The 15351-nt window shown below is 74.8% G+C and carries 12 protein-coding genes; 9 read left to right on the forward strand and 3 right to left on the reverse strand.

Translation table 11 applies throughout. The annotated features are described in order from the left end of the window. The first annotated feature begins 3 nt into the window (after positions 1-3). Positions 4-411 (forward strand): GlcG/HbpS family heme-binding protein, encoded by a 408-nt coding sequence (locus BLP29_RS15825; protein ID WP_092806217.1) that lies wholly within the window; start codon positions 4-6, stop codon positions 409-411. A 187-nt stretch (positions 412-598) separates the two neighbouring features. Then, entirely contained in the window at positions 599-2098 is a 1500-nt protein-coding gene (locus BLP29_RS15830) for a helix-turn-helix domain-containing protein (protein WP_243470014.1), read from the forward strand. On the opposite strand, the gene BLP29_RS15835 is transcribed toward BLP29_RS15830, so the two are convergent. Continuing rightward, the gene (locus BLP29_RS15835; RefSeq protein WP_207798531.1) at positions 2095-3663 is read right to left on the reverse strand and encodes a class I SAM-dependent methyltransferase; all 1569 of its coding nucleotides are present in this window, start codon (positions 3661-3663) and stop codon (positions 2095-2097) included. The genes BLP29_RS15830 and BLP29_RS15835 overlap by 4 nt on opposite strands. A 15-nt stretch (positions 3664-3678) precedes the next feature. Between BLP29_RS15835 and BLP29_RS15840 the strand changes: the two genes are divergently transcribed. The 4 genes from BLP29_RS15840 to BLP29_RS15855 all read left to right on the forward strand — a co-directional run bounded on the left by BLP29_RS15840 (position 3679) and on the right by BLP29_RS15855 (position 8214). Then, the gene (locus tag BLP29_RS15840) at positions 3679-4317 is read left to right on the forward strand and encodes a dihydrofolate reductase family protein (RefSeq protein ID WP_243470015.1); all 639 of its coding nucleotides are present in this window, start codon (positions 3679-3681) and stop codon (positions 4315-4317) included. Positions 4318-4503: 186 nt separating this feature from the next. Beyond that, complete coding sequence (locus BLP29_RS15845) at positions 4504-6258, forward strand: HNH endonuclease signature motif containing protein (RefSeq protein WP_165839404.1); 1755 nt, start codon at positions 4504-4506, stop codon at positions 6256-6258. A gap of 332 nt (positions 6259-6590) precedes the next feature. Beyond that, the gene (locus BLP29_RS15850; protein WP_092806221.1) at positions 6591-7016 is read left to right on the forward strand and encodes a VOC family protein; all 426 of its coding nucleotides are present in this window, start codon (positions 6591-6593) and stop codon (positions 7014-7016) included. Positions 7017-7035: 19 nt separating this feature from the next. Continuing rightward, positions 7036-8214: an MFS transporter gene (locus BLP29_RS15855; RefSeq protein ID WP_092806223.1), complete on the forward strand. Its 1179-nt coding sequence runs from the start codon at positions 7036-7038 to the stop codon at positions 8212-8214. Between the two features lie 109 nt (positions 8215-8323). On the opposite strand, the gene BLP29_RS15860 is transcribed toward BLP29_RS15855, so the two are convergent. Beyond that, positions 8324-9739 carry an AAA-type ATPase lid domain-containing protein gene (locus BLP29_RS15860; protein WP_243470016.1) on the reverse strand — a complete coding sequence of 472 codons (1416 nt, stop codon included), beginning with the start codon at positions 9737-9739 and terminating at the stop codon, positions 8324-8326. Positions 9740-9897: 158 nt separating this feature from the next. Here BLP29_RS15860 and BLP29_RS15865 point away from each other — a divergent pair, with 158 nt between their 5' ends. From BLP29_RS15865 to BLP29_RS15875, 3 genes are read left to right on the forward strand one after another with little or no spacing between them, the layout of a single operon-like run. Continuing rightward, on the forward strand, positions 9898-10947 hold the full coding sequence (locus BLP29_RS15865; RefSeq protein WP_092806225.1) for an amidohydrolase family protein: 1050 nt from the start codon (positions 9898-9900) through the stop codon (positions 10945-10947). Further along, positions 10944-11699 carry an iron-sulfur cluster assembly protein gene (locus BLP29_RS15870; RefSeq protein ID WP_092806227.1) on the forward strand — a complete coding sequence of 252 codons (756 nt, stop codon included), beginning with the start codon at positions 10944-10946 and terminating at the stop codon, positions 11697-11699. The genes BLP29_RS15865 and BLP29_RS15870 overlap by 4 nt, the downstream gene beginning before the upstream one ends. Beyond that, a complete protein-coding gene (locus tag BLP29_RS15875) occupies positions 11696-12721 on the forward strand; it encodes an NAD(P)-dependent alcohol dehydrogenase (RefSeq protein WP_092806229.1) in 1026 nt (341 codons plus the stop codon). The genes BLP29_RS15870 and BLP29_RS15875 overlap by 4 nt, the downstream gene beginning before the upstream one ends. On the opposite strand, the gene BLP29_RS15880 is transcribed toward BLP29_RS15875, so the two are convergent. Continuing rightward, on the reverse strand, positions 12711-15344 hold the full coding sequence (locus tag BLP29_RS15880; RefSeq protein WP_133379196.1) for a putative bifunctional diguanylate cyclase/phosphodiesterase: 2634 nt from the start codon (positions 15342-15344) through the stop codon (positions 12711-12713). The two genes, BLP29_RS15875 and BLP29_RS15880, sit on opposite strands and share 11 nt — an antisense overlap. Between the last annotated feature and the right edge of the window lie 7 nt (positions 15345-15351).

Here is a 15351-nt window from a genome sequence, read left to right on the forward strand (position 1 = left end):
CGCATGAGCGCATCACTGAGCCACGCCGACGCCCGCGTCGTCCTCGACGCCGGCATCGCCCACGCCACCGAGATCGGCCAGCCGATGAACGTGGCCGTCGTCGACGCCGGCGGTCACCTGGTCGCCTTCGCCCGGATGGACGGCGCCATCCGGGCCAGCATCGACATCGCCACCCGCAAGGCCGTCACCTCGGTGCTGATGGAGCTGCCGACCGCCGCCCTCATGCCGCTGGTGCAGCCCGGGGCGGAGCTGTACGGGCTGGAGCAGACCGCCGGCGGCATGGTGGCCTTCGGCGGCGGCATCCCGCTGACCCGCGACGGCGTGCTGGTCGGGGCGGTAGGCGTGAGCGCCGGGTCGGTGGAACAGGACGTGTCGGTGGCCGAGGCGGCCGTCGCGGCACTGCCGGGCTGACCCGCCGCCGGGCCGGTCCGCGGTCGGGCTGACCCGCCGCCGAGCCGGTCCGCGGTCGGGCTGACCCGCCACCGGGCCGACACGCCGAGGTACCGCAACCGGGTCGAACCCTTGCCCGGGCACCCCGCGCCGCCGATGATCCAGGGGGCGCGAGGTGACCGGCGCCACGTCGAGGGCGGGAGCGACCGTGGTGGCACGGCGGGTGCAGCAGCCCGGGCGACGACCCGAGCCGGACACCGGCACCGATCCGGCCGGGCACGCCCGGGTGCTGACCGGGGTCTTCGACGCCGTCCTCTCCGGGGACGAGCGGGGGCCCGCGCCGCGACCGGTGGTGTCGGCGTCCTGGCGGCGCAGCCTGGCCGCGCACGTGGACCCCGAGCACCGCACACCGCCGGTGGTCTACGCCGAGGACGAGCTGGCCGGCGTGCGCGAGGCGCACCCGCTGGCCGAGGTGCTCCCGCTGCTGCGCGGCACCCTGGCCAGCATCGCCGACGAGGCCATGCACGTGATGCTGGTGACCGACGCCGGCGGCAACGTGCTCTGGCGCGACGGCGCGGCCAAGCTGCTGGTCCAGGCCGACCGGGTCGGGCTGTTCCCGGGCACCAACTGGAGCGAGGCCGCGATCGGCACCAACGCCATGGGCACCACGCTGGCCGTCGACGCCCCGGTGCAGATCCACTCCGCCGAGCACCTGGTACGCACGTACCACTCCTGGACCTGCGTCGCCGCACCCGTGCACGACCCGGACACCGGGGCCATCCTCGGTGCGGTCGACGTCAGCGGCCCGCTGCACACCGTCCACCCGGCGCTGGTGCAGCTGGTCGCCGCGACCGCGCAGCTGGCCGAGCACCACCTGCGGGTGCAGCTGGCGATCGCCGACGAGCGGTTGCGGATGGAGAACATGGGCCACCTCGCCCGGCTGGGGCCCTCGGCCGGTGCGCTGGTGACCCGGTCGGGCCGGTTGCTGGCCGGTCAGCCCTTCGGGTGGTGGCCCGACCGGGTGCCCGTGGGGTCGGAGAAGGTGGTGCTCCACGACGGCACCGAGGTGGTCGCCGAGCAGCTGCCCGACGGGTGGCTGCTCCGGGCGCCCGCCCGCCCGGCCCGGCCCGCCCCGGCGCCGGCGCTGGTGCTGCGCTTCCTGGGCGGCGCGGTGCCGCGGGCCCGGCTGGAGGACCGTCCGCTGCCGCTGACGCTGCGGCCCGCCGAGCTGCTCACCGCGCTCGCCGTGCACCCCGACGGCCTGACCGGCGAGCAGCTGGCGCTGCTGCTGCACGGCGAGACCGGCAACCAGACCACGGTGCGCGGCGAGGTGCACCGGCTGCGCCAGCTGGTCGGCGCCGACCTGCTGCGCACCCGGCCCTACCGGTTGGCCGCCACCGTCGACAGCGACGTCGTCACCGCCCGCCGTGCGCTGGGCGAGGGCCGGGTCGCCGATGCGCTCACCGCCTCCACCGGGCTGCTGCTGCCCCGCTCGGAGGCACCGTTCATCCGCGACCTGCGCGACGAGCTGGCCGGCGGGCTGCGCCGGGCGGTGCTGGCCACCGGCGACGTCGACCTGCTGCACCGGCTCGCCGACGGCGTGGGCGCCGAGGACCTCACCGTGCACGACCGCCTGCTGGACCTGCTGGCGGACGACGACCCGCGCCGGGGCCCCGTGCAGGTGCGGCGGGACCGGCTGCTCGCCTAGCGCCCCTCGGGCAGCCGGGCCACCAGCAGGATGTGGGTGTCGGGCCACTCGAGCTGCTCGCCGGTGCCCGGGTCGAGCAGCTCGGCGACCGGGGACAGCACGTTCTCGACCAGCCACTCGTTGCGCCACGGGCCCGAGCGCGGGTCGACCTCGAACCCGGCGGCGGTGACCAACCGGGTCCAGGCGTCGCCGTCCAGGGCGCAGAACCGCTCGTGGGTCTCGCTGAGCCAGTTGTCGGTGTAGCTGCGCTTGGTGAGGAACTCCATCGCGTCGGCCAGGGACAGCAGCACGTCGTCGCCGTCGACCTCGTACTCGTACGGGACGCCCGCGCCGCGGCGGAAGTCCACGGCGAACTGGTCGAACCTGGCCCGGGTGGACAGGCCCTCCAGGTGGGCCTGCGGGTCGGGCAGCGCCGCGAGGTCGACCGGGCCGGCGGGTCGTGCGCCGTCGTCCGTCCGGAGCCGGAGGCGGACCAGCCGGTCGCCGCCGGCCGGGCCGCAGACGTCGGAGTTGATCCAGACCCCTCCGGGCGCGGTCTGCGCCGCGATCTGCTCGGCCAGCCGCTCGAGCGAGGGCACGCCGTCGCCGTAGCTGAGGATCTCGTGGGTCAGCGCGAAGGTGGTCGTGGTGTCGACCGTGCCGGGCGGGAAGACCGGACCGTTGAGCACGTTGGCCTGCACGAAGAAGGTGTTGGGGTTCGCGGCGAACGCACCCTGGGCCTTGCGGTGCTCGCACTCGTCGTACAGGTGCCGCGCCACCTCGACGCCGAACAGGTCGGACTCGTGCAGGGCGGGCTCCGCCGCGGCCAGCTCGAGCATCGCACCGGTGGCGCAGCCGACGTCCACGATGCGACCGGGTCGCACCCACGGTCGGGCCTGGTCCCACTTGCGCTGCGCGGCGGCCTCGAACGCGGCGATGTAGGAGCGGTACTCGCGGGTGGCGGTCAGCCCGCCCTCGTCGCCGACGACCGGGTCGGCGCTGATCGTGACCACCGCGTCGGCCAGCCCGTACCGGTCCAGCACCGAGACCGTCGCCGGGTGGGCCAGCTCGCGCCAGGTGTCGTCGCCGGCGACCAGCATGCCGAGCACGTCCCAGGGCCGGGCCGGGTCACCCGCGTGCCCGGCCTCGACCGGGACGACGCGGAAGCCCAGGGCGCGGTACATCGCGGTGACCGCCGCGGTGGAGCAGGCGACGACGGTGTCCTCGGGCGTCGGCGTGCGCAGCCCGCCGGTCTCGTGGGCGACCGTCTTGACGGTCAGCTCGGCGAAACGGTCGGTGGGGGCGACGTCGACGACGCCGACCACCAGGCTCTCGATGCCCTCGGTGAGCGCGAACCGCTCGATCGCCGCTTCCCGCCGGGCGGCGGGCACCGGGTTGCGCCGGGTGCCGCGGTGGTTGGCCGACGTCACCGCCCAGACGACGACGGCGTCCTGCGCCACCGCGACCGGCTCGCCCGCGGTGTCGACGACCTCGCCGGCGAGCAGCGCGTGCAGGTACTCGGCCTGGAACCGCGTGAGCACGTGGTGGCGACCGGGCAGCAGGACGGTGCGGAAGGGCTGGTTCACGAGTTGGATGGTGCCGTGCTCCGGGTGCAGAACTTCACGGTGTCCAGCGACGGCTACGGGTCCGGCGAGGGCCAGAGCCTCGAACGCCCCTTCGGGACGGCGGACCCGGGCGAGCTGATGGCGTGGGCGTTCTCCACCGCCTCGTTCGCCGGCCCGTCGACCGGGGAGGACACCCGGGGCGTCGACGACCTGTTCACCCGGTCCTACGCGCACGGCATCGGTGCCGAGATCATGGGCGCCAACAAGTTCTCCCCGCACCGCGGGCCGTGGACCGACCTGTCCTGGCAGGGGTGGTGGGGCGACGAGCCGCCGTTCCGCACGCCGGTGTTCGTGTGGACCCACCACCTGCGGCCCTCGTTCACCCTCGGAGAGACGACGTTCCACTTCGTGTCCGGGACGCCGGCCGAGGTGCTGGCGCAGGCCACGGAGGCGGCCGGGGGGCTCGACGTCCGGCTGGGCGGGGGTGCCGCGTCGGTGCGGGCGTTCCTGGACGCCGGCCTGGTCGACACCCTGCACGTGGCGGTCGCCCCCGTGGTGATCGGGGGCGGCTCGCGGTTGTGGACCTCGCCCGACGAGCTCGACGACCGCTACCACCACGAGCAGGTGGCCAGTCCCGCCGGCCGTGCGGTGCACCACCTCTACTGGCGCCGCTGACCGTCAGGCCCTGTGGTCGACGACCACGTGCCACAGCGCCGAGCGGCCGGTCAGCAGAACCTCCCCGCCGGTCACGGTCAAGGGCGCAGGCCGCAGAGGGGGCCCTGATCGGGCTTCGGAGTGAGGTCGGGTGAGGGTCGCAGCGAGCAGCCAGGAATGTCGTACCCCTCCCCTAGCGTGCAGGTCATGGAGACGAGGGCGCGGCTGGGGGTGGCCCTGCAGGTCGCCGTCGTCACCCCGCCCCCGCCTTCGTCGGCCGAGGTGCTCGACCGCCCGCAGCGGCTGTGCGACGTCCTCGCCCCGCGCATGCTCGACGACGTCGCCTGCGCCGGTGAGCTGCAGCGAATCACCGACCTGCGGGCCCGGCTCGACGCCTACGAGGTCGGCGTGGTGGCTCGGCTGGCCGACCTCCGCCCCGAGCTGTGGGAGCACGGTGACCTTCCCGGCGGCCCGGTCGACGGCTGGTCACCGGTGCGCGAATTCCCCGGGCTGAGCGAGTTCTTCGTCGACGAAGTGGCGGCCGTGCTCAACCTGTCGCGCACTCGGGCGCACACCGTCGCGAACACCGCGCTCGTCCTGGTGCATCAGCTGCCCTCGACCTGGCACGCCCTGGCTGACGGCCGCATCGACCTGCCCCGCGCCCGCGCACTGGTTGCCGTGCTCGGCTGGCAGCAGCCCGAGGTCGACGCCGAGGTCATCTCCGCCGTGGAGGCCGAGGCGCTGGCCTGGGCGATCTCCGGGGAGGGCCCGTACCGGCTGCAGAACCGCACGGCCGCGCTCCTGCTGGAGCACGACGCAGCCGCCGCCGACCGTGCGCGGAAGCAGGCCCAGCGCGATGCCGACGTGCAGGTCCGTGGCCGGCGAGACGGGCTGGCCGACCTCGTCGTGACCCTCGACCCGGCGGTGGCGACCGCCTGCCGCGACGCCACCGACCGCTACGCACGGATGTGGAAGTCCGACGGCGACGACCGGCCGATCGGTCAGCTGCGCACCCTCGTCGCCGCCGACCTCCTGCTGCGCGCCTGGGACACGACCCGCCCGCCGGTGACCGCGCACGTCACCATCCACGCGCCGTTGCCGTCCCTCACGCCACCGCGGCCGACTGCCGACATCCCGGCCCCGCCGGCCCGGACAGCGTCGGGGCCGCGGCCCGACGACGGGCAGTCCAGAGCGGGCGTCCCACAACGTCACGGCACGGTCGGCGGGCACCCCGTCACGGCGGCGCACCTACGCCAACTGCTGCGGCAGTGGTCCGACACCGATCTGGACGACCTGCACGCCCCCGACGGCGGCTCCCTGGACGTGGCGCTCACCGACCCCGGCACGGGTCGACTCCGCGCCGTCGTCACCGAGGTCGAGCTCCGCCGAGCAGCAGCACGCGGCTGCCCGCAGCACCCCACCACACGCGCCCGCGCGACCGGCTCGACGTGTGGGTGCCCCGTGCTCGACGCGCCCTCGGCCACCGACGCCTACCGGCCGACCGCTGCCCAGCGCCGGTTCATCGCCGCCCGCGACCGCGGGTGCCGGCACCCGGGCTGCTCCCGACCCGCGATCTGGACCGACGCCGACCACGTCGTCGCCCACGACCGCGGCGGCGGGACCGACTGCGGCAACCTGTGCACCCTCTGCCGCCGGCACCACCGGCTCAAGACCCTCGCCCCCGGTTGGCGCTTCGCGATGTCACCGGACGGGGTGCTGTCGGTGACCACGCCGTCCGGCGTCACCCGCACCACCCGACCGCCCGGCATGGGCCACGACATCGACCACCTCGTCCTGGCCCCCGCCGGGCTGCTCACCCGCGATGACCCCGCTCCGGTGCACGGCTCCCTGCCGACCGCGGACGGTGATCCGGCAGCGGTCGCCCACCCATGGGCGCCGGACCACCACGGAACCGGTGACGACGAGGCCGATCAGGAGGACGACGACCCTCCCCCGTTCTGACGGGCCGCCGTGGATCGGCCCGCGGACGGGGCGAGGCGCACGAGGTGCTCGACCGACACCTGCCGGACACCGCAGCCGGCAGCGAGCCGTCGCGACGGGAGGTCGTGCTCGACCGTGCGGTGCCGCGCGCACTCCGACCGCCCGTCGCAGCACCTCGCGCTCCAGCTCCGACGCGCTACACGGCCGCGAGCAGCTGGGCTGACCAGCACGCTGAACTCCGGGCACGGCGAGGTGGTCGTCGTCGACCGGATGCAGGTCCCAGGGCATCGCCACCGCACCTTCCTACCGACAAAACGGTGGCCGGGGTGCGGGTCCGGCGCCACAGTGCTCGCATGACTGCACCCGCCCGGTTCAAGGACCTCTGCCTCGACGCCCGCGACCACCAGGCCCTGGCCGACTGGTGGTGCGCCGCGATGGGCTACGCCCGCCGCGACGAGCTCGAACCGGCCGACGACGGCTGGGTCCGCCCGCGCAGCTGGCCGGTGCCGATCGTCGACCCCGCCGGGCACGGTCCGCTGATCTGGGTCGTCCCGGTCACCGAGCCCAAGGTGGGGAAGAACCGCATGCACCACGACGTCGTCGGCGACACCGCCCGCCTGGTCGAGCTGGGGGCCACCGTCGTCCGGGCCAAGGACGTCCCGGCGGACGGCGAGGAGCTGGACCCCGACACCGGTGTGATCGAGTGGGACGTCCTCGCCGACCCCGAGGGCAACGAGTTCTGCTGCTTCGCCCCCGCGGAGGCCGTGCCCGACGCCTGAGCGTGCGAGCATCGCCGACGTGGTCGACGGGGGCAGGGAGCGGTTGCCCCGCGAGGTCCGCGTGCTGGCCGTGGTCGCCTTCGTGGTGGCCCTCGGGTTCGGCATCGTCGCCCCGGCCATCCCGGTCTACGTGCGGGCGTTCGGCGTGGGCACGACCGCCGTGGGCCTGGCGGTCAGCTCGTTCGCCTTCTTCCGGTTCGTCTCCGCCTTCGGCGGGGGCGCGCTGGTGGAGCGGTTCGGCGAGCGCCTGGTGCTCACCGCGGGGCTCACCGTCGTCGCGGTCACCACCGGCGCGGCCGGCTTGGTGGGCAATTTCCCGCTGTTCCTGGCCCTGCGGTCGGCCGGCGGGGTCGGCAGCGCGATGTTCACCGTCGCCGCGCTCTCGCTGCTGCTGCGGGTCGCCCCTCCCGAGCACCGCGGTCGGTCGGCGGCGACGTTCCAGGGCGGGTTCATCCTCGGCGGGATCGCCGGCCCGGCCGCCGGCGGACTGCTCGCCGCGCTGTCCCCGCGGTTGCCGTTCCTGCTCTACGCGGGCTTCCTGCTGCTGGCCGGCGCGGTCGCCCTGGCCCTGCTGCGCCAGCCGCAGCGCGCCGGCGCCGACGCACCCGACACGCCGCCGGCCGCACCACCGCTCCCGCTCGCCGCGGCCGTGCGCAGCCGGGCCTACGTCGCGGCCCTGGTGGTCAACTTCGGCGTCGGCTGGATGCTGTTCGGCGTCCGCAACTCGCTCGTGCCGCTCTACGTCACCGAGGACCTCGGCCGCACCGTCGCCTGGGCCGGTGCCGGGCTGCTGGTGGGTTCGGTGGCCCAGGCCGTCGGCCTGCTGCGGTCGGGCCGCATGGTGGACGGCTGGGGACGGCGCCCCTCGCTCGTCCTGGGCTCGGCACTGGCCACCGGATCGGTCGCTCTGCTGGCCGGCCCGCCCTCGACCGCGGTGTTCCTGGTGTCGATGGCGGTCTTCGGGCTCGGCGCCTCGCTGCTGGCCAGCGCACCGGCCGCGCTGGTGGCCGACGTCAGCCCGGCCCGCGGCGGTCGGGTGGTCGCGGTCTTCCAGATGGCCTCGGACCTCGGCGGCATCCTCGGCCCGCTCGCCGCGGGCGCGCTGACCGACGCCGTGGACTACCAGCTCGCCTTCGGGGTCACCGCCGCCGTGCTCGCCGCCGGTCTGGTCGCCGCCCTGGCCCTCCCCCGCCGCTGACGGCCTCCCCGTCGTCGACCTCGCAGAACGGCAACGCCGCCACGCCGCGGCACAGCGCGCCGTCGTTGCGGATCTGCATGATCAACTCTGCGCGGCGGTGGGCCAGCCCTCAGCGGCCGGGGATGCGCAGGTCGTACTGGTGGATCTTGCGGTAGAGGGTGGCGCGGGAGATGCCCAGGTCGGCGGCGGCCTGGACGGCGGTCGCGCCGGGGGCGGTGAGGCAGCGCAGGATCTCGTCGCGCTCGAGCTGCTCGAGCCGGGTCAGCGGGCGGCTGCCGGCCGACAGCACCTCGGGCCGCAGGTGCGCGAGGTCGACGACGTCGGTGCGGCCGGCCGCCTCGCGCACCACCGACCGCAGCTCGCGCACGTTCTCCGGCCAGCTGTACCCGGCCAGCGCGCGCAGCGCCCGCGGGGTGAACTGCACGTCGCGGCGCCGGTGCTCGCGGGCGAACGAGCGCGCCAGCAGCTCGACGTCCTCGGGCCGGTGCCGCAGCGGCGGGACCTCGACCACGGCCTCGGCCAGCGCACCCAGCCGCTCGGGCAGCGCCTCGAACGACGCCGCGGTGAGCACCAGCGGCGGCACACCACCGCGCGGCACCGCGGCGACGAGCTGGTCGGCCGCCCAGGCCGGCAGGGCGTCGGCACCGGCCACCACCACGCAGGTGTCGGGCGCTCTGAGCTCGGGGACCCAGAGCGCCAGCCACGCCTCCACCTCGTCGCTGGCCGGTGGGCGGGCGACCAGCACGCGCTCGCGCCGGGCCACGGCCTGCCGGGCCAGCGCCGCGACCGCCGTCTTGCCCGTGCCCGGTTCGCCCACGACGGTCAGCAACCGCCCCGCCCGGACAGCGGAGCGCGCCTCCTCGACCGCGTGCGACCACACCCGCGACACCAGCGCCTCGGTGCCGGCCAGCCGGTCGGTGACCACGTGGAAGACCTCGCCCCGCGGCAGCGCCCGGGCCACCTGGCCGCCGCCGCGGGCGTGCATCAGCGCGGCGGTGTTGCCGGCCGCCGACTGGGCCAGCGCGAGCAGCAGGTCGGAGGACTCCTCGGTCCAGGTGGTCATGTTGATCGTGCCGGTGAGGTCGCCCGACCGGGGGTCGAGCACGGGGACGGCGGCGCAGGTGTAGCGCCGCAGCGGGGCGACGAAGTGCTCGCCCGAGCGCACGAGCGACGGCGAGCGGTCGGCCAGGGCCAGGGCCAGCCCGTTCGTGCCCGCCGTCCGTTCGCCGAAGTAGAACCCCGGCGCCAGGTGCACCCGGTCCAGCGACCGGTTCATGTCGGCGTCGACCGACCAGCGGGCGAGCACCAGGCCCTCGTGGTCGGTCATCATCAACCCGACCGGCTCGGTGCCCAGCGTGTCGTGCAGTGCACCGAGCACCTCGGCCGCGCAGCGGTAGAACAGCGATCCCGTGTCCACCGACCCGGTGAAGACCGGCTCCACGGCCTCCGGCGACACGCCGTACTGCTCGCTGCGCACCCACGACGCACGCACCCGTGGTCGGACGGCGTCCAGCTCGTGGTCCACGCGCACCCCCGGTGAGTCGCCCCCAACCTACCCCCGGCGTGACCCCCGTCTCAAAGTGAGACAGCCGGGCCCATCGCGACGTGCGCATGCCGCCCTAGCGTCGGCCGGGAGTGATGCAGCTCCCACCGGCGGGGGCCGCGCACGCCCGAGGAGGACCCGTGTACAGCAAGGACGGCAACGACTACTTCGTCGTGGACGCGCACATCGCACTGTGGGACGCCCGCCCCGAGAACCAGCTGAACATCCACGGCAAGCAGTTCATCGACTGCTTCTACGACTACCACCGCAACCTGTCGCCGGAGTCCGAGGTCTGGGACTACGAGCAGTACCTGTACCAGGGCGGCGAGAAGCTGATGGCCGACGTCTTCGCCGACGGCATCGTCGACCACGCGGTCTTCCAGCCGGCCCGCCTCGGCGAGTTCTACGAGAACGGGTTCGGCCAGACCGAGGAGGCCTTCGCCCTCGCCCAGGCCCACCCGGACAAGCTGACCTACAACCACTACTGGGACCCGCGGGACGGCGAGAACGGCCTGGACAAGCTGCGGGAGAACGCCGAGCGGTTCCAGCTCAAGGGCGTGAAGCTCTACACCGCCGACTGGCACGGCGACAGCCGCGGCTGGAAGCTCAACGACCCGATGGCCTACCGCTACTTCGAGGTCTGCCGCGAGCTCGGCATCAGGAACATCCACATCCACAAGGGCCCGACCATCCGCCCGCTGGACCGCGACGCCTTCGACGTCGCCGACGTAGACCACGTGGCCACCGACTTCACCGACCTGAACTTCATCGTCGAGCACGTCGGCCTGCCGCGCCTGGAGGACTTCTGCTGGATCGCCACCCAGGAGCCCAACGTCTACGGCGGCCTGGCCGTGGCCATCCCCTTCATCCACTCCCGGCCGCGCTACTTCGCCCAGATCATGGGTGAGCTCCTCTACTGGATCGGCGAGGACCGCATCCTGTTCTCCAGCGACTACGCGCTGTGGACGCCGAAGTGGCTGGTCGAGAAGTTCGTGGACTTCCAGATCCCCGAGGACATGACCGAGTACGCACCCATCACCACCGACCAGAAGCGCAAGGTCCTGGGCCTCAACGCCGCGAAGCTCTACGACATCCCGGTGCCCGCGAACCTCCAGGTCGCCGAGGCCGACGCGACCGAGACCGGCCCGCGCGACCCCGACGCCGCCGACAAGAACCTGGCGATGGCATGACGGCCGTCCTGCCGCGCATCGACGAGACCGCCGTCCGGGACGCCCTGGGCTCCGTGATCGACCCCGAGCTGGACGAGGCCATCACCGACCTCGGCTTCGTCCGCTCGGTGCAGGTCAGCGGGGCCGACGTCGAGGTGCACCTGCGGCTGCCCACCTCGTTCTGCGCGCCCAACTTCGCCTGGCTCATGGTCAGCGACGCCCGGGACGCCGTCCGCGCCGTCCCGGGCACCGGCCGGGTCGTCATCGAGCTCGACGACCACCACGACTCCGACCTCATCAACCGCGGCCTGGCCGCCGACGCCGACTACCGCGGCACGTTCGGCCACGAGGCCGAGGACTCCCTCGACGAGCTGCGGGCCACGTTCCACCGCAAGGCGCACACGGCCGCGATGGAGCGTGCGCTCACCTCATGGGTGCGGGCCGACCCGAGCCGCACGGAGGACGGCGTCGCCGCCGTCCGGCTGTGCGACCTGCCCGCCGGTCGCGAGACCGAGTCGCTGCTGTCCCGCCGGGCCGCGCTCGGGCTCCCGCTCGGACCGACCTCGCCGGTGCTGCTCGGACCCGACGGCACCCCGCCCGCCCCCGAGCAGGTCGCCCTGACCTTCCGCAAGGCCCGGTCGGTGCGCGTCTCCGTCGACGGCAACGCGCACTTCTGCCGCGGCCTGCTCACCACCCGCTACCCCGGCTCGGAGACCGACCAGGTCTTCCGCCCGTCCATCGACTCCGCACTCCCCCTGGAGGTCCTGAAGTGAAGGCCGTCCGCGTCACCGGCTACCACCAGAAGCTCGAGCTCACCGACCTCGACAAGCCGGAGGTGACCGGCCCGCACGACGTCGTCGTCAAGATCGGCGGCGCCGGCGTCTGCCGCACCGACCTGCACATCCTCGAGGGCCAGTGGGCCGAGAAGAGCCAGGTGCAGCTGCCGTACACGATCGGCCACGAGAACGCCGGCTGGGTCGACGCGGTCGGCTCGGCGGTCACCAACGTCGCCGTGGGCGACAAGGTGATCCTGCACCCGCTCATCACCTGCGGGCTGTGCCGCGCCTGCCGCTTCGGCGACGACGTGCACTGCGAGGTCTCGGCGTTCCCCGGCATCGACACCGACGGGGGCTACGCCGAGTACCTCAAGACCTCGGCCCGCAGCTGCGTGAAGATCGACGACTCCCTCGAGCCGGCGGACGTCGCGGCGCTGGCCGACGCGGGCCTCACCGCCTACCATGCGGTGGCCAAGGCGGCCCGCCGCCTGCACCCGGGGGACCGGCTGGTGATGATCGGCTCCGGCGGGCTGGGCCACATCGGCATACAGGTGGCCAAGGCCCTCACCCCGGCCGAGCTCATCGTGATCGACCGCAACCCCGACGCGCTCAAGCTCGCCGAGTCGATCGGTGCCGACCGCGGCGTGCTGGCCGACGGCAGCCAGGTCGAGCAGGTGCTGGAGCTCACCGGCGGCCACGGCGCCGAGGTGGTCGTGGACTTCGTCGGCGAGAACGGCTCCACCAAGGAGGGCCTGGCGATGACCCGCCGGGCCGGCGACTACTCGGTGGTCGGCTACGGCGAGAACGTCGACGTCCCGACCATCGACCTGGTCTCCACCGAGGTCAACGTGATCGGCAACCTGGTCGGCTCCTACAACGACCTGGTCGAGCTCATGGCGCTCGCCGCCGCGGGTCGGGTCACCCTGCACACCCAGAAGTACGCGCTGGAGGACTTCCAGAGCGCCGTCGAGGACCTGGACAACGGCCGCGTCCGCGGCCGCGCCATCCTCATCCCGTAGGGGTCCCCGGGGAGACGGTCCGCACGGTGCCGGCGCGGAACAGTGCGCCGGCACCGTCGGCCGCGAGCGGCGCCGACAGGTGGTGGCCCTGGGCGGCGTCGCACGCGTCGGCCGCCAGACGGTCGAGCACCTCGGCCTCCTCGACGCCCCCGGCCACCACGGTCAGGCCGCTGGCGTGCGCGGCGGCCACGACGAGCGCGACCACGCGCTGGTCGGCCGGGTCGGCCGACAACAGGCTCGGGGCGACCTTGAGGGCGTCGACCGGCAGGTGCCGCAGGGCCCCGATCGACGTCCGCGCGATCCCGAAGTCGTCGAGGGCGATCCCCACGCCGAGCGTGCGCAGGTCGGACAACCGGCCCAGGAGGGACGGCGCCTCGACCACGGCGGCCTCGCCGACCTCCAGCACCAGGGCCCGGGCCGGCAGCCCGGCGTCGACGAGCGCCTCGAGCACCAGGTCGGTCACCCGCGGGTCGCCGAGGAAGCGGGCGGACACGTCGACCGAGACGGTCGGGCCGTCCTCGTCGAGCGCGAGCCCCGCCTCGGACCGCCAGGCCGCCAGCTGCGCCGTGGCGGTGCGCAGCACCCACCTGTCCAGCTCGCAGACCAGGTCGGACTGCTCGGCCACCGGCACGAAGGCCTCCGGGGTCAGCTCGCCGAGGCCCGGGCGGGCCCAGCGCGGCGTCGCCCCGAAGCCCCGCAGAGCACCGGTCAGCACGTCGAGCACGGGTTGGTAGAGGACGTGCAGCTGGCCCTCGGCCAGGCCGTGGCGCAGGCCCTCCTCGACGTCGCGGCGCTCGTCGATGTGGGCGCGCAGGCCGTCGTCGAAGACCTCGACGCGTCCGCGGCCGGCGTGCTTGGCGCGGTACACGGCCGCGTCGGCCCGGGCGAGCAGCTCGTCGCCGTCCACCTCGCCGTCCTGGGCCAGGGCGACCCCGACGCTCGCCCCGACGGAGACCTGGCGTGGCCCGCTGGTCGTGGCCACCACGACGGGGCGGGACGCCGTGCGCACCAGCCGCTCGCCCAGCCGCACCAGCTCGGCGACGTCGGTGACCGCCTCGACGAGCACGACGAACTCGTCGCCGCCCAACCGGCAGACGGTGTCGCCGGCCCGCGCCACTCGACGCATGCGGCTGGCCACGGTGCGCAGCACCGCGTCACCGGCGGCGTGGCCGGCCCGGTCGTTGACGCCCTTGAACCCGTCGAGGTCGACGAAGAGCAGCCCGGTGGCGGTCCCGGCGCGGCGGGCCCGGTGCAGTGCTGCGGTGGTCAACCGCAGTGCTTGGGCGCGGTTGGGCAGGTCGGTGAGCGGGTCGTGCGCGGCCTCGTGGCTCAGTGCGAGCTGCAGCCGGTCACGGGTGCGGAAGGCGTCGACGAGGCGCTCGACCGAGTCGTGCAGCACCTCGCCCAGCGGACCGGGCACCGGTTCGGCGAGCACGGGGGCCCCGAGGTCCCCCCGGGCGACGGCCCCGGCCTGGGACTGGATGCGGCGCAGCGACGCCACGGTCGCGCCGAGGGCCAGGCCCACCGAGCGCACCTCCCGCGGCCCGCCTGCGCCGACGTCGACGAGCCGCCCGCGGCCGATCTCGTCGGCCTGCTCGGCCAGCCCCCGCAGCGAGCGGGTGACCTGCCGGCCGACCAGCCACAGCAGGAGGACGGTGCCGACGAAGGCGCCGAGCCCGACGAGCACGGTGCGGTCGCGCTCGGCGTCCGCGGCCGCGCCGTCGACGGCTGCGGAGGCCGCGGCGACCTCCACGGCGCGGCCCAGCACGTCGGTCGTCTCCTCGGTGACGACGCCGGCCGCGCTCACGAGGCTGCGCAGCTGGGTCAGCGTCGGCACGACCGGTCCCTGGGTGGTCGCGGTGGTCAGCAGCGAGTCCACCTGGACGGCGCTCGGCGTGCCGGCCAGCCCGAGCGCGCGGGTCCGCAGGTCGGCGTCGGCCAACGAGGCCATCGCCTCGCGGGCGACCATCACCGCGGCGTGGCTGCGCAGCCACTGCCACCGGCGGGTCGGCTCGTCCGGGCCCGTCGCGTCCAGCAGCCACCCGAGGTAGTCCACGACGTCGGGGTTCAGGCGCGCGGCGAGGTCGGCCACCACCCGCACGTCGCGGATGGCGGCCACCGTCGCGGTGCTGCCGGCCGAGCTCGCCGCAGCCACCACGACGGTGTCCTGCTGCGCGTGCAGCAGGGCGGCCACGGCCGCCCAGCTCTGCCGCAGACCCGGCAGGTCCAGGGCCCCGCCGCCGTCCACCCGCGCACGCAGCTCGCGGACGGCGGCCTGCGCCGTGCGGGCGGTGTCCGCCGGGTCCGCGAGCTCGACCGAGCGCTGCAGCTCCAGGTCGGTCTCGGCCCGCACCCGGTCCCGCGACTGGTCCACCAGGTCCGCGGCGACGGCGGCGAAGGCCGGCGTGATGCCCAGCCGGCCGACGGCATCCGGGTTGTTCAGGGCGGCCTGGACGACGACCACCAGCAGTTCCTGGTCCACCGCCGCCGAGGCCCGGGCCAGCTGGCCGAAGGCCCGCACCTGCTCGGCGGCCGAGGCCGACGCCGACGCCTCGGCCTGGGCCCGGCTGCCGAGCACGACGGCGAACGTGGCCACGGTGCTCAACGGCACGAGCACCAGCACGACCAGC

It is taken from the genome of Klenkia marina (assembly GCF_900101025.1).
Lineage (GTDB): Bacteria > Actinomycetota > Actinomycetes > Mycobacteriales > Geodermatophilaceae > Klenkia > Klenkia marina.

Excerpts from the sequence above, each read along its gene's own strand:
- BLP29_RS15850 (WP_092806221.1), top strand. The coding sequence starts at position 6,591 with ATGACTGCACCCGCCCGGTTCAAGGACCTCTGCCTCGACGCCCGCGAC.
- BLP29_RS15870 (WP_092806227.1), top strand. The coding sequence starts at position 10,944 with ATGACGGCCGTCCTGCCGCGCATCGACGAGACCGCCGTCCGGGACGCC.
- BLP29_RS15845 (WP_165839404.1), top strand. The coding sequence starts at position 4,504 with ATGGAGACGAGGGCGCGGCTGGGGGTGGCCCTGCAGGTCGCCGTCGTC.
- BLP29_RS15825 (WP_092806217.1), top strand. The coding sequence starts at position 4 with ATGAGCGCATCACTGAGCCACGCCGACGCCCGCGTCGTCCTCGACGCC.